This window comes from Kluyvera sichuanensis, from assembly GCF_014218705.1.
Taxonomy (GTDB): Bacteria; Pseudomonadota; Gammaproteobacteria; order Enterobacterales; family Enterobacteriaceae; genus Kluyvera; species Kluyvera sichuanensis.
Genome location: NZ_JABBJF010000003.1, coordinates 72,337 through 92,480, shown reverse-complemented (window position 1 = coordinate 92,480; position 20,144 = coordinate 72,337). Strand labels below are relative to the sequence as shown.

19 protein-coding genes are annotated in these 20,144 nt (G+C 57.6%); 3 read left to right on the top strand and 16 right to left on the bottom strand.

Translation table 11 applies throughout. The features are described from left to right. The first annotated feature begins 73 nt into the window (after positions 1–73). A complete protein-coding gene (pdxR, locus tag HII27_RS04810) occupies positions 74–1,558 on the top strand; it encodes a MocR-like pyridoxine biosynthesis transcription factor PdxR (RefSeq protein WP_185666837.1) in 1,485 nt (494 codons plus the stop codon). Here the strand turns inward: pdxR and HII27_RS04805 are convergent. The 12 genes from HII27_RS04805 to HII27_RS04750 form a co-directional block, all read right to left on the bottom strand. Then, positions 1,545–2,591 (bottom strand): cytochrome c-type biogenesis protein CcmH, encoded by a 1,047-nt coding sequence (locus tag HII27_RS04805; RefSeq protein WP_185666836.1) that lies wholly within the window; start codon positions 2,589–2,591, stop codon positions 1,545–1,547. The genes pdxR and HII27_RS04805 overlap by 14 nt on opposite strands. After that, a complete protein-coding gene (locus tag HII27_RS04800; RefSeq protein ID WP_185666835.1) occupies positions 2,588–3,145 on the bottom strand; it encodes a DsbE family thiol:disulfide interchange protein in 558 nt (185 codons plus the stop codon). Before HII27_RS04800 ends, HII27_RS04805 begins: the two co-directional genes overlap by 4 nt. After that, positions 3,142–5,070, bottom strand: a complete 1,929-nt coding sequence (locus HII27_RS04795) for a heme lyase CcmF/NrfE family subunit (protein ID WP_185666834.1) — start codon at positions 5,068–5,070, stop codon at positions 3,142–3,144. Before HII27_RS04795 ends, HII27_RS04800 begins: the two co-directional genes overlap by 4 nt. Continuing rightward, positions 5,060–5,530, bottom strand: coding sequence for a cytochrome c maturation protein CcmE (gene ccmE / locus HII27_RS04790; protein ID WP_185666833.1), 471 nt, complete (start codon positions 5,528–5,530; stop codon positions 5,060–5,062). The genes HII27_RS04795 and ccmE overlap by 11 nt, the downstream gene beginning before the upstream one ends. Next, on the bottom strand, positions 5,527–5,739 hold the full coding sequence (gene ccmD / locus HII27_RS04785) for a heme exporter protein CcmD (protein WP_185666832.1): 213 nt from the start codon (positions 5,737–5,739) through the stop codon (positions 5,527–5,529). Before ccmD ends, ccmE begins: the two co-directional genes overlap by 4 nt. After that, positions 5,736–6,473 (bottom strand): heme ABC transporter permease, encoded by a 738-nt coding sequence (locus HII27_RS04780; RefSeq protein ID WP_185666831.1) that lies wholly within the window; start codon positions 6,471–6,473, stop codon positions 5,736–5,738. The genes ccmD and HII27_RS04780 overlap by 4 nt, the downstream gene beginning before the upstream one ends. Positions 6,474–6,505: 32 nt before the next feature. Next, on the bottom strand, positions 6,506–7,168 hold the full coding sequence (gene ccmB, locus HII27_RS04775) for a heme exporter protein CcmB (RefSeq protein ID WP_185666830.1): 663 nt from the start codon (positions 7,166–7,168) through the stop codon (positions 6,506–6,508). After that, on the bottom strand, positions 7,165–7,791 hold the full coding sequence (gene ccmA, locus HII27_RS04770; RefSeq protein WP_185666829.1) for a cytochrome c biogenesis heme-transporting ATPase CcmA: 627 nt from the start codon (positions 7,789–7,791) through the stop codon (positions 7,165–7,167). The genes ccmB and ccmA overlap by 4 nt, the downstream gene beginning before the upstream one ends. 31 nt (positions 7,792–7,822) lie before the next feature. Next, a complete protein-coding gene (locus tag HII27_RS04765) occupies positions 7,823–9,019 on the bottom strand; it encodes a cytochrome c (RefSeq protein ID WP_185666828.1) in 1,197 nt (398 codons plus the stop codon). A 3-nt stretch (positions 9,020–9,022) separates the two neighbouring features. Next, the gene (locus tag HII27_RS04760) at positions 9,023–10,915 is read right to left on the bottom strand and encodes an NAD(P)-binding protein (protein ID WP_185666827.1); all 1,893 of its coding nucleotides are present in this window, start codon (positions 10,913–10,915) and stop codon (positions 9,023–9,025) included. A gap of 82 nt (positions 10,916–10,997) precedes the next feature. After that, positions 10,998–11,474 (bottom strand): ester cyclase, encoded by a 477-nt coding sequence (locus tag HII27_RS04755; protein ID WP_185666826.1) that lies wholly within the window; start codon positions 11,472–11,474, stop codon positions 10,998–11,000. Positions 11,475–11,486: 12 nt separating this feature from the next. Then, complete coding sequence (locus tag HII27_RS04750) at positions 11,487–12,914, bottom strand: gamma-aminobutyraldehyde dehydrogenase (RefSeq protein WP_185666825.1); 1,428 nt, start codon at positions 12,912–12,914, stop codon at positions 11,487–11,489. Between the two features lie 311 nt (positions 12,915–13,225). On the opposite strand from HII27_RS04750, the gene HII27_RS04745 reads away from it, so the two are divergent. Then, on the top strand, positions 13,226–13,957 hold the full coding sequence (locus tag HII27_RS04745; RefSeq protein ID WP_185666824.1) for a FadR/GntR family transcriptional regulator: 732 nt from the start codon (positions 13,226–13,228) through the stop codon (positions 13,955–13,957). 7 nt (positions 13,958–13,964) lie between these two features. Continuing rightward, positions 13,965–14,663, top strand: a complete 699-nt coding sequence (locus tag HII27_RS04740) for a cache domain-containing protein (protein ID WP_185666823.1) — start codon at positions 13,965–13,967, stop codon at positions 14,661–14,663. A 21-nt stretch (positions 14,664–14,684) separates the two neighbouring features. Here the strand turns inward: HII27_RS04740 and HII27_RS04735 are convergent, their stop codons facing one another. From HII27_RS04735 to HII27_RS04720, 4 genes are all read right to left on the bottom strand, one after another. Further along, complete coding sequence (locus HII27_RS04735) at positions 14,685–16,166, bottom strand: APC family permease (RefSeq protein WP_185666822.1); 1,482 nt, start codon at positions 16,164–16,166, stop codon at positions 14,685–14,687. Positions 16,167–16,318: 152 nt separating this feature from the next. Further along, the gene (locus HII27_RS04730; protein WP_185666821.1) at positions 16,319–16,978 is read right to left on the bottom strand and encodes a DUF1345 domain-containing protein; all 660 of its coding nucleotides are present in this window, start codon (positions 16,976–16,978) and stop codon (positions 16,319–16,321) included. Between the two features lie 270 nt (positions 16,979–17,248). Further along, the gene (locus HII27_RS04725) at positions 17,249–17,965 is read right to left on the bottom strand and encodes a YebC/PmpR family DNA-binding transcriptional regulator (protein ID WP_185666820.1); all 717 of its coding nucleotides are present in this window, start codon (positions 17,963–17,965) and stop codon (positions 17,249–17,251) included. A gap of 305 nt (positions 17,966–18,270) precedes the next feature. After that, positions 18,271–20,052 (bottom strand): diguanylate cyclase, encoded by a 1,782-nt coding sequence (locus tag HII27_RS04720; RefSeq protein ID WP_185666819.1) that lies wholly within the window; start codon positions 20,050–20,052, stop codon positions 18,271–18,273. Positions 20,053–20,144 lie beyond the last annotated feature (92 nt).

The window sequence follows — 20,144 nt, the reverse complement described above, 5'->3', positions numbered from 1 at the left end:
TACATCTCACTGCTATTTATTCACCATCTGGTACTCTAATCGAGAGCCAAAACGTTTTATTTTAAGGATCCAAATGCGTTCTCTTGCTGTAGATGTGATCACGCAGGCATTTTCGCAACAGACCGGTGAGAAATTGCATCGTCGTCTCTATGCGGCGATATGCAGCTGCATTCTGGAAGGCAGCCTGAAACCCGCCACCCGCATCCCTCCTTCCCGGGATCTGGCCGACGAACTGGCGCTGTCGCGTAACACCGTGCTGCGTGTTTATGAACAGCTGCAGGCGGAGGGGTATATCTCGGCCCGCACCAGCAGCGGCACCTTTGTCAGCGAGAGCGTGCTGGACAATCTGGTCCAGCGAAAGGCGCCGCCATCGGCCCCACCGCAGCAGGCGCTCAGCGTCCAATTGTCGGAACGCGGCCAGGCGCTGCTGGGCAATGCCAGCGCCAGCCCGCGCCAGTGGGGGGCGTTTGTGCCGGGCGTCCCGGACGTCACCCTCTTCCCGCATCGCGCACTGAAAAAAATTCAGGATCGCCTTTCCCGCCAACCGCTGCCGCAGTATCTGACCTACGATGCCTACGGCGGCGTGGCCGAGCTGAAAGCATCGCTGACCGATTACCTGCGCACGGCGCGCGGGGTGCGCTGCTCCCCGGACCAGATTCTGATAACCGAAGGGATCCACCAGGCGCTGGATTTGGTCACCCGCACCTTATGCAACCCGGGCGATCAGGCCTGGGTGGAGGAGCCGGGCTACTGGGGCATCAAAAATATTCTGCGCATGAATGGGGTGAATTTTTCCGCCATCGCGGTGGATGAAGAGGGGCTGGTGCCTGCAGAAGAGAACGCGGAGCCGCCGAGGATGATTTTTGTCACCCCCTCGCATCAGTACCCGCTAGGCTCGGTGATGAGCCTGAGCCGCCGTCAGCAGCTGCTGGCGCTGGCGCGGAAAACCCAAAGCTGGATTGTCGAGGACGATTACGACAGCGAGTTCCGCTTTGCCGGGCAGCCGATCCCGTCCCTTCAGGGGCTGGAAGAGGCGAGTCCGGTGATTTACATCGGCACCTTCAGTAAAACTCTCTACCCGGCTCTCCGCCTTGGCTATATGGTGCTGCCGGAGCCGCTGGCGGCGGCGTTAAAAAAGGTGCATAGCGATCTCTATCGTGGGGGCCACCTGCTGATGCAGGCCGCGCTGGCGGAATTTATTCGCGAAGGCTACTACGCGGCCCATATCCGCAAGATGCGCCAGCTCTACAGCCGCCGTCGCCTCGCGCTGGTCGCGCTGATTACCCGTCAACTGGGGAAAGAGTATCTGGGCGAGTTCAGCAGCAACGCCGGGCTGCATCTCATTTTGCAGCTACCCGATGATGCCGATGACCTCGCCATTACCCAGGAGGCCAACCAGCAGGCGCTGCTGGTGCGCCCCCTGTCACGCTATTTTGCCGACACGCCAACGCGCAAGGGGCTGCTGCTGGGGTTTGCCAGCATTGATGAAGAGGCAATGGCACCGGCGTTTACGCGGCTGGCGGAGATCATCAAAAAGCACCTCCTTAACCCTGCTTAACCGACTGATGCTGGCGAGCGAGCGCAATTTTCTGTTCGATGTCCGCCCGCTGCGCGGCATCGCCCTCGCTCAGTAACAGCATGCGCTGCCAGCGGGCGATGGCGAGACTGTATTGCTGCTGTTGATACGCGTTGACCGCCGCCAGTTGCAGAAGACGCAGGTTGTCCGGATGGGCGTTCAGCAACGGTGCCAGCAGCCCGGCAGCCTGCTGTAGCGCCTCCGGTTCGTCGGTGCGGGTCAGAACGTCGGCGTAGCCTGATGCCGCGGCGAGATCCTCCGGCGCCATGGCATGGGCGCGACCATAGGCCTGGGTTGCCAGCGTGGCGTTGTTGAGCATCATCCCCACACGCCCCAGCAGCATCCAGCCTTCCGGGTTGTCGCCGTCATGCGCTAAATGGGTTCGTAAGCCCAGCGCCAGAGTTTGCAGCTCTTTCTCCGTCAGCGGCGCGGCGCGGGAGTCTATCGCCCGGTTCATCAGTTCGGGTAACTGCCGGGTTGCCTGCTGCCAGTCGCGCACCTGTCGATAGCCGCTGGTCGCGTAAAACGCCGCCCCGCTTACCGCCAGCGCCATCACAATCCCGGCTACCAGCCCCCACGGGTTTCCTCTGACGGGGAGTGTCTCAGCGGAATCTGGCCTCACCGCAATACGCACCCGCCTGCGGCTGCGAGCGTAAATGGCATAGCCCCCTGCGAGAACCGCCAGCAGCGGCAGCATCCACAGCAGCAGCGTGACCGGCGTCAGCGGCGGATCGTAGCTGATAAACGCGCCGTAGCGCGCCACCATGTAATCGACAACCTGCTCGCGCGTTTTGCCCTGCAACGTTAGCTGATACACCTTCTGGCGCAGATCCGCCGCAATCAGCGACCCGGAGTCGGCAATGCTGTTGTTCTGGCATTTAGGGCAGCGCAGTTCGGCCGTCAGCTGGCGGTATTGCTGTTCCTGCGCTTCGCTTTGAAAGGTCATCACCTCCGGCGCCGCCATCACCCAAAAGCTCAGCGCCATCAGCAGCAGCGCCAGTAATCCGTTTTTCATACTCCGGCCTCTTTACGGTATTTTTCCCACAGCGGCGCGACCTCTTCGCGCCATACGTCGGCATTCAGCTCGCCAGTGTGCCGGTAGCGCACAATCCCCTGCCCATCAATCAGGAAGGTCTCCGGCGCACCGAAGACGCCCAGCTCAATACCGACCGCACCGTCCGCATCCAGCAGGTTATCGCGATAAGGGTTGCCGTAATCCTGCAGCCAGCGCTGCGCCTTTTGCCGGTCGTCTTTGTAATTCAGCCCGGCTATCGCGACGCCTTGCGCCGTCAGCGTATTGAGGTACCGGTGCTCTGCCCGGCAGGTGGGGCACCAGGTGGCCCAGACGTTCAGCAGCAGCGGTTTGCCCTTGCCCAGCGTCTGAAAATCCTGTTTCTCCTCGGGCTGCGCCAGCGTCGCCACCCGCAGCGCGGGCAACGGCTGGCCGATAAGGGCGGAATCCAGCGCTTTAGGGTCTTCGCCGTCGCCGATGCGCAGCAGTTGCCAGAAAAGCAGGCCCGCCAGCAGGACGAAAATCGCCAGCGGCAGCAGATACAGGTTACGTTTCATGCCGTCACCTTTTGGGCTTTTACCACCAGCGTGCGACGCCCGCGAAAACAGAGCCCGCCCCCCAGCGCCATTAAGATTCCCCCGGCCCAAATCCAGCGGATAAAGGGCTTATAGTAAAAACGCATGCCCCAGGAGCCGTCATCGAACTGTTCGCCCAGCGCGACGTAAAGATCGCGGGTGAAGCCGACCTGAATAGCGGCCTCGGTCATAATCGCCCGGCTGGCGGTGTAAAAACGTTTCTCGGCGAATAGCGTCGCCGTTTTGCTGCCGGGGGCATCGGCATCAATCACCGCCGTCACCGCCTGGTAGTTGGGGCCAAGGCTTTCGCGGACCTCACGGAAGGTAAAACGGTACTCCCGGATTTGCAGGGTATCGTTGACCCCCATCCGCACGTCGCGTTCGATATCGTGGTTCTGGTGAAAAGCGATGCCGATGACCGTCACCGCCACCCCGAGATGGGCGATAATCATGCCGGTGAAGCGGCGAGTCACCGGCTCCCCACACCGCAGACGCCGTATCACCTCCCACAGATGGAGGATGACAATCCACAGCGCCATGCAAAGGCCCAGCACCGTCAGGGCGACAATCTGATCCTGCAACCACCACGGCAGCAGCAGCGCCAGCAACGGGGTGGCAATCAGCGCGGCAATGACCGGCTTACGCTGTTTTCCCGGGCGATCGCGCCCCCATCTCACCAGCGGGGCCAGCCCCATCAACAGCGCTAACGGCACCATCAGCACCACAAATAGACGGTTAAAGAACGGCTCACCGATGGAGATAGCGCCCAAACCCAGCGCTTTATGCACCAGCGGCAGCAAAGTGCCAAGCAGCACCACCAGCATTGCGGTCATCAACAGAACGTTATTGCCCATCAGCAGCGACTCCCGTGACCAGAAGGCGTTATTCACCCTGGAGCGGATACGGTAGCCGCGCAGGGCAAAGAGCAGCAGCGAACCGCCGACCACCAGCGCCATAAAGATCAGGATATACATGCCGCGCGTGGGGTCCGCGGCGAAGGAGTGAACCGAAACCAGTACGCCGGAGCGCACCAGAAAGGTGCCCAGCAAACACAGGGAAAAGGCGGCGATAGCCAGCAGCGCGCTCCAGGCTCTGAAGGTATCCCGCTGCTCGGTAACGGCCAGCGAGTGCAGCAGCGCGGTGCCCGCCAGCCAGGGCATCAGGGAGGCGTTTTCCACCGGATCCCAGAACCACCACCCTCCCCAGCCCAGCTCGTAGTACGCCCACAGGGAGCCCATCACGATGCCCAGCGTTAAGAAGATCCACGCCATCAGCGTCCAGGGGCGCGCCAGCCGGGCAAACTCCCGGTCGAGGCGGCCATTGAGCAACGCCGCGATGGCGAACGCGAAGGCAACGGAGAAACCGACGTAGCCCATATAGAGCGCCGGGGGATGAAAAACCAGCCCCGGGTCTTGCAGCATCGGATTCAGGTCCCGCCCTTCAATCGGGAAATCGGGCAAGGTGCGGGCGAAGGGATTCGAGGTAAACAGGATAAACAGCAGAAACCCGAGGCTTATCATCCCCATCACCGCTAGCACCTGCGCGCGCAGTGACGGCGGTATAGTGCGACGTAAGGCCGTGGCCAGCGTCCAGCCGCTCATCAGCAGCACCCACAGCAGCATTGAGCCTTCGTGGGCACCCCAGACGGCGGCCATTCTGTAGATAATCGGCAGCTGCGTATTGGCGTTAGCCGCCACATAGGCGACGGTGAAATCGTTACTGATAAAGGCGTACATCAGGATAAGAAACGCCCCGGCAAGGCAGGCAAATAGCGCGATGGCGAACATTGGCGCGGCGGCTATCAGCAAGCGTTGCCCGCGCCATGCGCCATACAGCGGCAGGCTGGAGAGCAGACACGCGGCCCCCAGCGCCAGGCAAAGCAACAGGTTCCCCCATTCAGGCATCATGTTGACGGTTTCCTATAGCCGAAGGGGTTTTGATTCCCTTTTTTACGCCGGGCGGCGTGTAGTTTTCATCGTGTTTTGCCAGCACTTCACGGGCGATAATGTGGTTGCCGGAATCCAGCTCCCCCTGAACCACAATGCCCTGCCCCTCGCGAAAGAGATCCGGGAGCAGCCCATCAAAGGTGACCTGCACCCTGCCGCGCTCGTCGTAGAGCGTGAAGCTTACCTGCATTGAGGTAGGCGAACGCTTAATGCTGCCGGGAAGCACCAGACCGCCCACCCGCAGGCGCTGTCTGGCGACAGGCATTTCTCTGGCCTCCCCTTTGCCGTACAGCACCTCTCCCGGCGTGTAAAACAGGTCAATATTGGCGCGCAGGGCATACAGAATCAGCCCCAGAGTCAGCACCAGCCCACCGAGCAGGAGGCTGGTTATCAGCAGGCGATTTTTACGGCGGGTATTCATAAGCTGGCCTCGCGTTGCGGCACGTTGCGTCGGCGCTGTTCCCGGGAGTGACTACGGCGAATCGCCTGCAAAATGGCGCGCCGCTGCCAGCAAGTGTGGCATATCAGCCCAACCAGCGCGAGCAGTACCAGCGCCACGGCCAGCCAGATATAGAGTCCGTAGCCGCCCATCGCGAAAAAGTCGTTCCAGTGTTTGAAAGCTGGCGTCATGGCCGTTCTCCTGCGCAAGCGATATGGCGTACCCAGGGGCGCAGGCGCTCCTCAAGCAGGATCAAATTACGTAAACGCATCAGCGTCAGCGTGATAAACAGCAGCAGAAAACCCACAATGACGAGCCGCAGCGGCAGACGCATCGCCGGGTCGATAGTTTGCTGCAGCCCGGTGGAACCCTGATGCAATGTGTTCCACCAGACCACCGAGTAGTGAATCACCGGCAGGTTAACCACCCCCATCAGCACCAGAATGCTCACCGCCCGGCCCGCCGTGCGGCGGTTATTAAACGCATTCCAGAGCGCAATAATGCCCATATAGATGAACAGCAGAATGAGCTCCGAGGTCAGCCGGGCGTCCCATATCCACCAGGTCCCCCACATCGGTTTTCCCCACAGCGCCCCGGTGACGAGGGCGATAAAGGTATAGACCGCACCAATGGGCGCCATGGCCGCCACCGCCAGGGAGGCGAGCTTGAGTTGCCAGACGAGGCCGACAAAAGCGGCCACCGCCATCACGCCATAAATCCCCATCGACCACATCGCCGCGGGAACATGCAGATAGATAATGCGATACCCCTCGCCCTGCTGGTAATCGGCGGGAGCGAAGGCGAATCCCCAGACCCAGCCCAGCGCCAGCGTGACCAGCGCCGCCGGCGCCAGCCAGAAAATGGCCCGGCCGCTGAGGCGATAGCAGCGTTCCGGGATAGCCAGTTGATGCAGTGTTTTCCACATAGTGCGCACTCTTCTTCGAAATAACATGAGGCTTACCCCTGCAGGCTGGCGCGCAGGGCCGCAGCGGTGGCAAAGGGGCTGAACATGGCGCTGCCGGTCAGCATCGCCGCCAGAATGGCGAGATAACCGGAAACGGGCAGCCCCGCCGTCGCGGCGTTTATCGCGGCGGTGGCAAAGATCAGCAGCGGCAAGGTAAAGGGCAGCACCAGCAGGCTGAGCAGGACGCCGCCCCGGGGCAGCCCAACCGTCAGCCCCGAACCAGGCGCGGCCAGTAAGCTGAGGGTCGGGGTGCCGAGCAACAAGGTCAGCGCCATCACCGCCCACTGGGCAAAATCCATTGCCATCAATAACGCCGCCAGCGGCGAGAAGAGCAGCAGCGGCAGGCCCGTAACGCACCAGTGAGCGAGGATTTTACTCAGCACCACCGCGGGCAGCGGCACGGGAAGCAGCATCAGCTGCTCGAGGCTGCCGTCCTGGTAGTCATCGCGGAACAGCCGGTCTTGCGCCAGCAAAGAGGCGAGAAGCGCCGCTATCCAGATGGCACCGGGGGCGATGTGCGCCAGCTGTTTGCTGTCCTGACCCAGAGCGATTGGAAAGAGCGTGAGGATAATAAAAAAGAACCACAGCGGGTTGGCAAGCTCGGCGCGGCAGCGAAAAGCGACCCGCAGTTCAAGGCAGAAAAGAGACCACATCATCCCGGCTCGCCCCCCGTTAGCGCCACCCTTCGGACAGGCAGGGTTGAGTCGGCCAGCGGCTGATGCGTGGTCATCACAATCTGCCCGCCCGCGGCAACGTGCTGCGCCATCCTGCGCGTCAACCTGGCGACGCCCTGCGCGTCAATGGCGGTAAAGGGTTCATCAAGGATCCACAGCGCGGCGTGGGTCAGCCAGAGCCGCGCCAACGCCACATTGCGCTGTTGCCCGGCAGAGAGCGTCGCCACCGGTACATCTTCGTAGCCGGCGAGCCCCACCAGCCCGAGCGCTGCCAACCGTTCTGACGGCGACGCATCGGGATGAAAAAAGGCGATATTCTGTAGCGCCGTCAGGCGCATTTTTATGCCCGGCTGATGACCAATCCAGAGCAGATGAGCGTGCAGGCCCTCGCGGTGACGGCTGACGGATTTATCCTGCCAGCGCACCTCTCCACCGTCGGGCCGTATGATTCCCGTTAACATCCTCAGCAGCGTGGTTTTTCCCGCTCCGTTGCCGCCCGCAATCTGTACCCACTCTCCCGGCGCGACGGTAAACGAGAGATCGCGAAATAAGTGCCGATCGTCCCGCTCACAGCACAGCCCTACCGCTTCTAATCTGTTTTCCATGTTCTGCCTTTTTGCTGACCCCTATGCCAGGTTAAGGGTGAGATGCTTTCACCTTCGCCACATCATCGGCCGTGACCTCGCCCGCGCCGTTGCCCCAGCTTTGCCGAACGTAATTCACCACGTCGCGCATCTCTTCGTCGGTCATCACATCCCCATAGCCAGGCATTCTGAACGAGACGTTGCCCACGGTCGTCGGCGTTTCCGCGCCTTGCGTGACCACACGCAGCAGCGGCGTGGCCGCTTTGGCGCTGACGAGAGGGTTATTCACCAGCGAAGGAACGTTGTCATCGGTGCCTTTCCCCTCGGTGCCGTGACAGGTGGAACAGTAGCGGCCATACAGGGTTTTCCCCGCTGCCGGAGAAGCAGACGCAGCGGTAGTCACATGGCTGGCAGGCGTCGCCGTGCGCTTATTGTTATTGAGGCTTAACAGGTAACGGGAAATGGCGGTGGCATCGTCAGGCGTCAGATATTGGGTGCTCTGACTGACCACTTCCGCCATAGAGCCCGATACAGCGGCATGCTTGCTCCTACCGGTGACGATAAGCGAGGTCAGCTCGTTTTCCGGCAGCGACAGCGTTCGCAGCGACGGTGCATACCAGCCGTCAATCATGGCACCGCTCAGGAACGTATCATCCTGGTTGCTGTAGGCTTTTTCGTTCATCGCCACGCCTCGCGGCGTATGGCACGCCCCGCAGTGACCGGCCCCTTCAACCAGGTACGCGCCCCGCTGAAGCACGGGATCCGACAGCGGACGACGTTCTCCCGTCGGCGGGTCCAGGAACAACCAGTTCCAGACATGCAGCGGCCAGCGGGCGGAGAGCAGCCAGGGGATGTCACTCTCCTGATTGGCTTTCTCTGAGGGCGCGACGCCTTTCATAAAGTAGTCGTACAGGGCGTGAATATCGCTATCGCTCATCCGGGCGTAGGAGGGATACGGCATAGCCGGATAGAGCGGATGGCCGTCTTTGGCTATCCCCTGACGCACGGCCTTTTCAAAATCGGCATAGCTGTAGTTACCGATGCCGTGGGTTTTATCCGGGGTGATATTGGTGGAATAAATATCACCGACGGGAGTCGGAAATTTCTTGCCCCCCGCCAGAGGGGAACCGCCTTCTGCCGTGTGGCAGGCCATGCAATCGGCAACGCGGGCGATATACTCCCCCATCATCGGTGCCGCAGAGGCCCCAACAGAAAGCAGGCCGGTGAATAACATGGTTACGATACGCATCGCTTACCCCATATCCTTGAGTTCGTTGACGGCACGCCAGGCCTGGTCGATCGCCGCGTGGGCGTAAGCGCTCCAGTCTGAATCGGAGTTGGCGATGGTGATGCGGCCAACGGGCTTTCTCGCGCGGGAGATAATGTCGGGGATTTTGTCCATATCGTCGAACAACGAGCAGGCATAGTAGGCGTAGCCATGCGCCCAGCGGTTCACGGTGATCCCAGCGATATCCCGCTGATGGTCGAACCCGATCGCGCCAAACATCTCCTGGAGCTGGTCGCGGATCATTTTTTCATGCGCCTCAAAAGAGGTGCCGAGCAGCCAGGCTCGGCCTTTGCGGAACTGCTCCCGCGCGCTCATATTGCTGCCTGGGTAGGTAGGGACAAAGACCATATGCAGCACGATCGGCTCATCCGGGCCGTGTGAGTGTTCGTACCCGCCCATGCTCACCGGATAGTCGAGTTTTACCCGGCTGTAAGGTGCCGTCGGTGAGTAAAACTCATGCACGCCGAGGGTTTTAAACGCCTGCCAGTTTTTCACCGCCACGTTGGTGTACACCAGCGGCGCTTTGACGTTCAGCCGCATGTCGGCCTTTTGCTCCTCAGGCATTTCGGGCACCAGATACGGGATCATCATGTTGTAACCCGCCATCACCGCGTTGCGTCCCCGAACGCGATGGAGCTTGCCGTCGTTGATGTAGGTGACACTCACCCCGTCCTGCTCGTTGGCAGCGTTGATAACAATGCTGCTCAACCGCAGGCGGGTGCTGTTTTTGGCCAGATCAAGCTTGCTGTAATCGAGGCGGGAAGTGACCGAGTCTTCCATGGTGCTGCCCGGCAGCGCGTCAGGCAGAAGGTGGCGCACCATCAGGCGTGCCAGACCTGCGTTGCCGTCCGGGAAGTGATACACATACGGCTCTTCGAGGTCGGCCAGCGTTTCGCCATCCAGCGGCGGCAGACCAAGCGCTTCCATCCCCGGCAGCGCGCAGGCGCGGGCGTCGGTGGCGGAAATGCCCTCAATGCCAATGGCGAAGAAATCGTTGGAGCGCTGCTGGAAGTAAAGGCGAGCCATCTTGCTGAGCCCTACCTTATCGCTGAGAAACTCACTGTAGCTATGGGTATCCATCCAGGCGATTTTCTCTTCCTGGCTCATGCCCGGCAGATAGTCCCGTGGATGTTCGTAGAGGTCGAGAAGCGCTTTTTTATCGCTCTCCACCAGCGGAAAATCATTGATGAACGCTTCCATGCTACGGCCATTCAGCCTGTCCGGCGGAATATCATCTGCGACCGCCCGGCCCGGATCGCCGCTGACGATTTTGGTCTCACCAAAGTTTTTCTTATCAAAAAAGACGCCGCGGCTGAGCTGCTGATCCGGGTAGAAGTTGACGTCAAAGCTCTCTTTCATGCGGGTGATACTCACCCCCAACTTCTGCATCAAGCCATTCACTTCCGGGCTAAAGTTGTGGGTGGGAGACTGAAACGCCTCGCTGCCGCCATAGCCGATGAGCGTTTTATTGCCGACAGTAAATTCGTTACGTTTGGCATGGCCGCCGAAATCGTCGTGGTTATCGAGGATCAGGATTTTACTTTCCGGCCCCATTTTCTCGCGCCAGAAGCAGGCCGCAGCCAGCCCGCTTATCCCGCCGCCGACGATAACCAGGTCATACTCTTCTTCAAACGGCAGAGTGCCGAAATCAAACTTTTCATGCTCACGGCCCAGGGCATGGGCCATCTCAAATGAACCGGGGTGGTTGCCGCGCAGACCGGTGAGCGCTGGGGGGTAAGCCTCCCCGTGGATAAACTCATTCTCTTTGCCTGCCGCCCGCGCCCACTCCAGCGGCGTCAGCCCGGCCGCGATGGTAATTGCCACACCGTTAAGAAAATCACGTCTGGTGATTGCCATTGATAATCCTGTCTTTTATGGCTGACACCCGGTTCAGGATGCCAGGTTAAACGCCCCCCCTTTTTGCAAAGGGGGTGGCCGATTATTTGTTCTCAGGTTTCAGCTCTTCATCCAGCTTTTTGGAATCGTAATAATCCCCCTGCCAGGTGATTTTTCCGTCCTTCACACGGATATAGCTCACGCCTTCAAATTTGATGGCGTTGTTGGTAGCCGGGCTACCTGCCCACTCACCGCTGTTTTTACCAACAAACTGCCAGCGGAAGGCAACGGTATCTTTGTCGTAAACCGGCTTATCGGTCATGGTCCATTTCAGGTCGGGAACGGCGTGAATAAAGGCACCGATCACCTCTTTTTCGGCGTTATCCCGGCCCTTCACCGGCTCACCCGCCGCCGCGTCGTAATAGACCACGTCGCTGGAGAGCAGGGTCGCCGCCTTGCTGGCATCATGGGCATTCCATGCCGCCATATAGGCTTTCACGACCTCCAGAGAAGAGCTATGGGCCTGCGCCAGCCCGGAGAACAGCACGGCAGAAAAAAGGGCAACTTTAAGGGTTTTCATTTTTTATCCTTGTTATTCAGTGATATCGCACATGATGTGTTTCACTCTGGTGTACTCGTCGAGTGAATAGGAGGAGAGATCTTTGCCATAGCCGGACTTTTTGAAGCCGCCGTGAGGCATTTCGGCACACAGCGGGATGTGGTTGTTGACCCATACGGTGCCGAAATCCAGCTCGATGCTGAAACGCTGGGCGCGGCCGTGGTTACTGGTCCAGACGCTGGCCGCCAGGCCATACTCCACGTCATTGGCCTTATGCAGCGCTTCTTCTTCGCTGTTAAACGATTGAATGGTCATCACCGGGCCGAAGACTTCATGCTGGATGGCTTCGTCCTGCTGATGCAGACCAGAGATCAGCGTCGGTTCGAAGTAGAAGCCCGGCCCCGGCCCCGCATGGCCGCCCATCTCAATTCTGGCGTGCGACGGCAGGCGCTCAATAAAGCCTTTCACCTGCTCCAGCTGATTTTTGCTGTTCAGCGCGCCGTAAAGCGCAGACTTATCGTCCGGCAGCCCAAAACGGATGGCTTTGCCTTTCTCGAGCAGTTTTTGCAGGAAGACGTCGTAGACCGACTGCTCAACCAGCAGGCGCGTGGCGGCGGTGCAGTCCTGCCCGGCGTTGAAGAACCCGGCGGTGAGGATGGTATCGACGGCTTTGTCCAGATTGGCGTCAGCAAACACCACTACCGGCGCTTTACCGCCCAGCTCCAGATGTGCTTTGGTCAGGTTGGCTGCCGCCGATGCGGCGACCTGCAGACCGGCACGCACGGAGCCGGTGATCGACACCAGAGAGGCCGTTGGGTTGGAGACCACCAGCGAACCGGTACCGGCCTTACCCAGCACCACATTAAACGCCCCTGCCGGGAAGAATGGCGCGGCAAGTTCCGCCAGCATCAGGGTGCTGATAGGGGTCGTGTCGCTCGGCTTTAACACCACCGTGTTACCTGCTGCCAGCGCCGGAGCAATTTTCCATACCGCCATCATGAAGGGGTAGTTCCAGGGGGTCACCTGCCCCACGATCCCCAGCGGTTCGCGGCGAATCGTGGAGGTAAAACCTTCGCTGTACTCCCCGCTGGCTTTACCTTCCAGGCAGCGTGCGGCCCCGGCAAAAAAGCGAATGGCGTCGCAGGACGCGGCAATTTCCTCTTTCTCGATAAAGTGCCGCAGCTGCCCGGTCTCCTGGCTCTGAATTTCCGCCAGGCGCGCGGCGTTACTTTCAATCGCATCCGCAAGATTCAGCAGCGCCTTCTGACGCTGCGCCGGGGTCGATTTTTTCCATACCGTGAAAGCCGCTTTTGCCGCCGCGTAAGCCTGATCGACCTCCGCTTTGCCGCCGTTCGGGCTCATGGCATAGCATTCGCCGTCGACCGGGCTCACCAGCTCAAACGCCTCTTCCGACGACGACGAGACAAACTGTCCGTTAATAAAATGCTTCAGCGTGTTCATGACCAACTCCTGACATTTAAAACATAAAGAAACTTATGTAATATATTTGTTACCGTCAGGATTCAAACGTGCTGAGCGAACAATATGATACGCTTCGCAAATTTAACTATTTTCTTACATTAGAATCACAAAATAGCTAAATCTCAGCGAAGAGGGATTGCTCACCGACGGGATTACGCTATGTTGGCTCAGTGCCAGCAGGCCAGGAGATCGCGAAAACGGGGGTTATCTGCCGTGATTCTCTCCTTTCCTGCCCGGCAGGCTTATGTTAAGAAGGGTGCTCTTTCAGGGAATAAATAATAGAAAAGCTTATGATTACTCATGCAGTTATCTTTGCGCCTATTGGACAGGCCAGTCGCTCCGATCAAATAGTTCAGCGCCTCTCCAACGCGATCATTACCGGGCTGCTGGAACCTCATGAACAGCTGCCCAATGAAACCGACTTAGCGAAAATGATGGGCGTTTCGCACATTACGATCCGCGAGGCGCTTAACACGCTGCGGGCCAATGAATTGATCTACACCGTGCGTGGCAGAAATGGCGGCAGCTTCGTGTGCGAAAACGTGCGCGATAAAAACAGCAGCCTGCACCCATTCAAAACCATCAGCACGGATTACCTTTCCGATTTAGGAGAGATGCACTCCGCCATTATCAGCCATAGTGCCAGGCTGGCTTCCCGCCGGGTGACCGCGGCGGATATTGACCGGCTGCGAGGGTTTGTTGACGTGCTGAAACACGCCGACACGCCGGAGCAAAGAACCCAGTCTGATATGCGCTGTCTGCTGGCGCTTGCCGCCAGCTCGCATTCCGCCAGGCTGGCAAACCAGGAGCTACAGCTGCAGGCTGAGTGGGCCTCACTGGTGGCGGTACTCTACCGTTCCGATGAGATTTTCCCGCAGGTTGTGGCCCTGTACGAGACGCTGACGGAGGCGCTGGCGAACCACGACGAACTGGCCGCCATGGCGATTGCAACCCGACTTATTGATACGTTTATCTACCACCTGATCGACCAAAAGATGAAATATAATCTGAGCGAAGGCTGACCGCAAAATGACCTCTCCCATATCGTTTACCACCCTGATAGATAAAATTGAGGATATTACCGCCTCAACAGTGGCGTCCACCGTCGCGCTGGCTGACCGCATACGTGAAAGCATCACCAGCGGGCAAAAGGCGTCGGCGGAGATGTTATTAGAGCCTGCCGTGAAGGCCACCATTCAGGGGCATATCCAGCACACGTTGCAGCATAACCGCTACTGCTCGGGGGCCGGTTTTGCCAGCCATATTGAGAGCAGCCCAACCGCCAGCGAATACTGGTTGCTGGAGTGGTGGTTTAAAAAGGCCAACGGGATGGAACAGGTCAATCTCGACCTGGATCAGGCTACCCAGCAGCGGCTGGATTTCAGAACGTTTGAGTGGTTTAAACACACGCCGTCGGTGGGTAAGGCCTGTATTCACGGCCCTTATGTGGATTACGTCTGTAATACCGCGTACACCCTCACCTCTGCGGTGCCGGTTTACAGCAATGGGCAATTTCTTGGCGTGGCGGCTATCGATATGCTGGTAGGCCAGATTGAAGAGGAGCTGCTTTCCTGTCGCCCTCCCGCAAAAGTGGTGCTGACTAACCGCGACAGACGCATCATTTTTTCGACTGAACCCCGTTTCCGGGTGGGCAATCTGCTGACCACGCTCCCGGCTACGGTGCTTCATCAAAGCGACTACTTCATTCTGTATCAATGTGACAATTAAGGGCCCGCAGGCCCTTGAGTATTAATAACTTTCTCTTGCTTTCAGCTCATCCGCATAGGCGATGGCATCATTTTCCGGCGCGCTGGAGCGACCAAACGGTCGCGCAATCGCCATATAGAGCAGACCGGTTCCCAGCACAATCGCCAGTCCAATCAGCACCGTCCAGCGATCGAGGAAGGTACTCCCTTCCGCAGGCTGCGCCAGCAACCAGATAGCCGCGACGCCATAGGCCAGCGCCAGTCCATTCACCAGCGTCCCCCAGCCACCGATAGTCCACTCACCGGCCGGTTTCCAGCCGTTCAGGCGTTGACGCATGGCGGCCAGCACTACCATCTGGAAGGAGATATAAATGCCGATCACCGCAAACGCGGTAATACGCGCCAGGTTGTCAGGCTGGAAGTAGACGCAGACGCAGACAATCACCGGCAGCAGGCAGCTGACGATCATCGCGTTGTCCGGCACGCTGTTTTTGGAGATTTTAGACATCCACTCGCTGCCCGGTAACATTTTGTCGCGGGAGAAGGAGAAGATCAGTCGGCTTAACGCCGCCTGCAGAGAGAGAATGCAGGAGAGCATGGCAATAATCGCGATCACGATAAATACCGTCGCACCGGTTTCGCCCAGCGCTTCATGCAAAATTGCCGGGATAGGATCCGCCACCTTGCCGTTCACGATATTGAGCAGATTCGGTGAGGAGAGCAGATAGCCCAGTACCGAGATAATGGCGGAGATAGCGCCGAAGACGATACTTAAAATCATGGCGACCGGGATCTTCTTGCCTGGGTTTTGCACCTCTTCCGCCACGTTGCCGCAGGCTTCGAAGCCAAAGAACATAAACAGGCCCATCAGCGCGGCGGACATAAAGGCGGTGGTGTAGCTGCCATCATGCGCCATCACGCCCATCGAGTCGAAGATAACCGAGAACGGCTGAGTGCGATGGAAAATCAGTAAGTAGATCCCCAGCGCAATCACGCTGACAATCTCGCACCAGAAGCCGATACGGGCGACGCGCGCCAGGTTTTTAGTGCCCGACATATTGATAGCCATCATCATCAGCAGCAGTACCGCTGAGGTTATCAACATCGTCATCGGCGTTTGTCCGTACTTGAACAGCGACTCAACGAAGGTCGCGGTGTATTCCGCAATGGAGGTAACGGTCACGACCAGCGCCCAGAGGTAGATCCAGGCAGCAATCCAGGCGTATTTTTTCCCCCACAGGCGTCTGGCCCAAGGGTATAACCCCCCGGTAATCGGGTATTGCGAAGAGACTTCACCAAAAACCAGCGCCACCAGCAGCTGCCCGCAGGCGACGATCAGAATCCACCATACCGCTGGTGGCCCCGCCAGCGTCACCGCCAGGGCAAACAGCGAGTAGACGGCGGTCAGCGGCGAAAGATAGGTAAAACCCAACGCGAAATTTGAGACCAGGCCAATAGATCTTGTGAATTGCTCTTTGTTATCAGACTGAATATGTTCAGTTTTTTTAGCAGGTGTCTGTTCCATATACGTTTCTCATTTGTAGGTAAAGCGCAGAGTACACCCGCTAATTTATAAAAGATAATAAGTTATATGTATATTGTCATTGTCACATTTTTGTTAAGTTTTTGTGCGGATTTAGGGTACTAAGGAATGGTTTGTCCGAAATTATGCTGCATTTAGCTCAGCAGCCCCGCCCCGACGTTCACCGACAGGCCCAGAATCGCCAGATTGAATACAAAAGAGATAACCGAATGGAGCAGCGTGATTTGTCGCATATCGGTAGTCCCCGTCGCCACATCAGCGGTTTGTGACGCGACGGCGATGGTGAAGGAGTAATAGAGGAAATCCCAGTAGCCCGGTTCCCCCGGTTTTTCGGGGAAGATCATCGGCGTGACCTCTTCGCTACGGTGCAGATAATGGTGGTGAGCGTAATGCATGGCAAATGAGGTGGGAAGCAAGGCCCAGGATACCGCCAGCGTGGCGCCGGTGAGCAACAGATGCAGTACCCGCGGCGTGCCGGAAAGATGCTTAAGCGACGTCAGCTCAACCAGAATCGCCAGGATGCTGACCAGACAACCAACAATCACCATGCCCAGCACCAGCCCCGCGCTTTCATCCTGCATTCTGGCAATGCGCGGAATGTCCCGCACATCGGTACGCAGCATCAGAAACCACATAAAGAACAGATACAGCCACGCCAGTACGTTCCAGCTAATCAGCAACCGCTGCAAATAACCCAGCGCGGGAGGAAGAGTAAAGAAACAGATTAGCCCGGCCAGAATAGCCATCAGTAAGCGCAGACGCGCGCGAAAGTAAGTACCGAGAGAAAGGGTCATGATGTGAGTGGCTTAGAAAAGGGACGATAGATTAACTGTAGCCCTAACCCTTCAAATCTTCGCGGGTTGGCCCTTGAAAGTAGATGCTACTGATAGGTCAACGGCGAGGTGGGAAGTTCTTTCATTTAGTGCTAATTACAGCGGTATTTAAACCGCTGTTAGCTATCTTTTAGCGCTGCCTTTGGCAAAAAATATATCAGGCTGGATATATTTATAACGTCTTTATAAATTTAAAAATCTGCCATAACGGCAGATTTCTGTAATCTATAATTAGAGGTTAGCAACGTTGTGATAGACTTTCTGCACATCGTCATCATCTTCAAGAGCATCAACAAGCCCTTCAAAGATGGCTAAATCTTCTGGTGACAGTTCAATTTCTGACTGCGCAATCATTTCTAATTCTGTGGTCGCGAATTCAGTAATACCAGACGCTTTCAGCGCGGCAATACCTTTATGAAGGTCGGTGGCTTCAGTATAAACAATAATGTTGCCTTCTTCTTCAGTCACATCACGAACTTCCACTTCAGCTTCAAGCAGAATTTCAAAAATACTATCAGGGTCTGTTCCCTTAAATACAATCACACCGGTGTTGTCAAACATATAGCTGACCGCACCCGTTGCGCCGATGTTCCCGCCTTTTTTATTGAAAATGTTGCGGACATTAGCAATCGTGCGGTTAACATTAGAGGTCAGCGTTTCAGCGATAAGCATAGAACCGCTTGGCCCAAAGCCTTCATAACGCCCTGCTACGAAGGTTTCGTCTCCGCCGCCTTTGGCTTTATCAATAGCTTTATCAATAACGTGCTTTGGAACCTGTGCTTGTTTAGCACGTTCAATAACGAATTTTAACGCGGAGTTTGATTCTGGATCTGGCTCGCCTTGTTTAGCAGCGGCATAGATTTCTACACCGAACTTTGCATATACGTTTGACGTTGCACCGTCTTTAGCCGTTTTTTTAGCAACGATATTGGCCCATTTACGTCCCACTGGAAGAGTCCCCTCAAATATTTATTTACGTTAACGCCAGATTAATAATCTGCACGTTTTTCCTCCGTATTATATCATGATATGTAAATACTCGTCTATGAGAACTAAAAACATCCAATCTTCACGACATGTTACTTTAATTATATAAATAATTAACATTGCGGATGAATTATTTTGAAATGAACTCCATGATATTATATTTCTATTATTAATAACCAAACACCAGCAATAAAATATAATAGAAATAAGGCGGTATTCCTGAAAAATACCGCCGTCATTTTATTATAAAACCACGCACACCTGCCCTACCCTGCCAGCGCCCCAAAGCTCACTATCCGCGAACGCCCTAGCTCTTTCGCCCGATACAAGGCCACGTCCGCCGCACGCAGCAGGCTGTCGCTCTGGGCGTGCTGCGGGTAGCTTGCCACGCCGATGGAGACATCCACATGACCAATCTCCGCACCGCTAAAGCGCAGCACCAGTTCGCGCACGCCGTCGAAAATCTCACTGGCGATGCGGTTGGCGGCCTCATCATCCACGTCGTACAGCAGCACCAGAAACTCTTCGCCGCCGTAACGGAAAGCCATACCGCGGTCGTTCACCACGCGCTGAATAGTGGAGGCGACGCTTTTAATCACGCCGTCGCCCGCCTCGTGGCCGAAGCGATCGTTGATGTTTTTGAAGTGATCGATGTCAATCATCAGACAGCTCATCGGCTCTTCGTTGCGAATCGCCTGGCTCATCTGGGTATTCAGGATATCGTCCAGATGGTGGCGGTTACGTAGACCAGTGAGCGGGTCGTAGAGCGCTTTTTCCAGCAGCGCGTCACGCAGGCGCTGGTTGGCTAACGCCAGGCCCAGCGCTTCCGCCATCAGTTCAAGGTAGGCGCGGGAAGGTGCAGTCTGGTCGTTGAGATTCTGGAATGAGAGCAGGCCGATGGCCTCGCCCTGAGCAATCAGCGGGACGCACAGCGTATGGTCGAGACACGACTCCGGCAGATGGTAGCAGCCGATATCCGGTTCACCGTGTACCGGCGGGTGGCTCTGCCCGCGGCGCACCGCCCAGCACTCATCCGGGTGGAACGGCGTCGGCTCGCCCTCCGGGGAAAGCCAGGAGGCCACACAGCGCATCTGCCACGGGTCGCGGTCGAGGATATAGAGTCGCCCCGCCACGCCCGGCGCAATGTTCGGGGCAAAAAGCTCGGCGACGTTAACCACATCATCAAAACACTCGCAGCCCTGCAGACGCTGGGTCATGCGCGCCAGCAGTTCGCGTATCGCCCAGTCGGCATCGCGCTGCCGTTCAAGCTGTTGCCGCACCAGCCCGTTCTCGCGGAAAATGCGGATCGCCTGCGCCATATCGCCAATTTCATCAATCTGGTTAAAGCTCGGCGTTTCCACGGCGTAGTCCTGAGAAGCCAGGCGATGCACCACGTCGCTCAACCGCACGACCGGGCGCAGCACGCGGCGTTTTAAAATAAAGCCGAGGACGAATAAAAACAGCAGCGCCGTCAGCCCGACCATCACCTCCGACAGCGTGCGCAGCATACGAGAGTCGCGGGTCGCCTCCTGAACCGCACGCAGCGCCCGGCTATCGAGCATCTGGCGGAAATGGTCCATGCGCTCCTGCGCCCGGTCAAGCTCCTGCTCATAGACTTTGCCATACAGCAGCGATACGGCCAGCGGAGCCTGATCGTGTGCGAGGTTGGCGAGCGCCGTTTGCTGCTCATCCTGAAGCCCATCAACAATCTCCAGCCCTTCATGCAGCAGCGCCAGCTCTTCTCCTGTCGCTCCGGCGTCTTTGAGCTTTAGCAGCCGCTGTTCAATCTCAACCTGCTGCTTCTCTCGTTGCTGATATTCGCTCAACACCGCCGGGTCTTTATTCACTACATACAGGCGCGCCAGGTCAGAGAGCGACCAGGCATCGCCGTCGACCTCATCCGTCAGTTGGTCGAACATCAGACGCTGCTGTACCGCCTGCCGCTCGGCGTTATCCGCACTGGAGGCCATCAGCATGACGATACCGGAGACAATCGTCAGACATACCGTCGCACCGTAGGCCCAGTTGGTTATTGTGGCAATTCTCACCTGTCGGTTCCTTCTACTACCTGAAAACAAGAAGCATGATTGAAATTATAGGAAACGCCTGATTTCTCGTGACAATAAAAAGGCGACCTCAG

Coding starts and splice junctions, on each gene's coding strand:
- HII27_RS04755 (WP_185666826.1), bottom strand. CDS start 11,474: ATGAAAACCCTTAAAGTTGCCCTTTTTTCTGCCGTGCTGTTCTCCGGG.
- ccmD (WP_185666832.1), bottom strand. CDS start 5,739: ATGACGCCAGCTTTCAAACACTGGAACGACTTTTTCGCGATGGGCGGC.
- HII27_RS04730 (WP_185666821.1), bottom strand. CDS start 16,978: ATGACCCTTTCTCTCGGTACTTACTTTCGCGCGCGTCTGCGCTTACTG.
- HII27_RS04740 (WP_185666823.1), top strand. CDS start 13,965: ATGACCTCTCCCATATCGTTTACCACCCTGATAGATAAAATTGAGGAT.
- ccmA (WP_185666829.1), bottom strand. CDS start 7,791: ATGGAAAACAGATTAGAAGCGGTAGGGCTGTGCTGTGAGCGGGACGAT.
- ccmE (WP_185666833.1), bottom strand. CDS start 5,530: ATGAATACCCGCCGTAAAAATCGCCTGCTGATAACCAGCCTCCTGCTC.
- pdxR (WP_185666837.1), top strand. CDS start 74: ATGCGTTCTCTTGCTGTAGATGTGATCACGCAGGCATTTTCGCAACAG.
- HII27_RS04760 (WP_185666827.1), bottom strand. CDS start 10,915: ATGGCAATCACCAGACGTGATTTTCTTAACGGTGTGGCAATTACCATC.
- HII27_RS04750 (WP_185666825.1), bottom strand. CDS start 12,914: ATGAACACGCTGAAGCATTTTATTAACGGACAGTTTGTCTCGTCGTCG.
- ccmB (WP_185666830.1), bottom strand. CDS start 7,168: ATGATGTGGTCTCTTTTCTGCCTTGAACTGCGGGTCGCTTTTCGCTGC.
- HII27_RS04735 (WP_185666822.1), bottom strand. CDS start 16,166: ATGGAACAGACACCTGCTAAAAAAACTGAACATATTCAGTCTGATAAC.
- HII27_RS04800 (WP_185666835.1), bottom strand. CDS start 3,145: ATGAAACGTAACCTGTATCTGCTGCCGCTGGCGATTTTCGTCCTGCTG.
- HII27_RS04805 (WP_185666836.1), bottom strand. CDS start 2,591: ATGAAAAACGGATTACTGGCGCTGCTGCTGATGGCGCTGAGCTTTTGG.
- HII27_RS04780 (WP_185666831.1), bottom strand. CDS start 6,473: ATGTGGAAAACACTGCATCAACTGGCTATCCCGGAACGCTGCTATCGC.
- HII27_RS04795 (WP_185666834.1), bottom strand. CDS start 5,070: ATGATGCCTGAATGGGGGAACCTGTTGCTTTGCCTGGCGCTGGGGGCC.
- HII27_RS04765 (WP_185666828.1), bottom strand. CDS start 9,019: ATGCGTATCGTAACCATGTTATTCACCGGCCTGCTTTCTGTTGGGGCC.
- HII27_RS04745 (WP_185666824.1), top strand. CDS start 13,226: ATGATTACTCATGCAGTTATCTTTGCGCCTATTGGACAGGCCAGTCGC.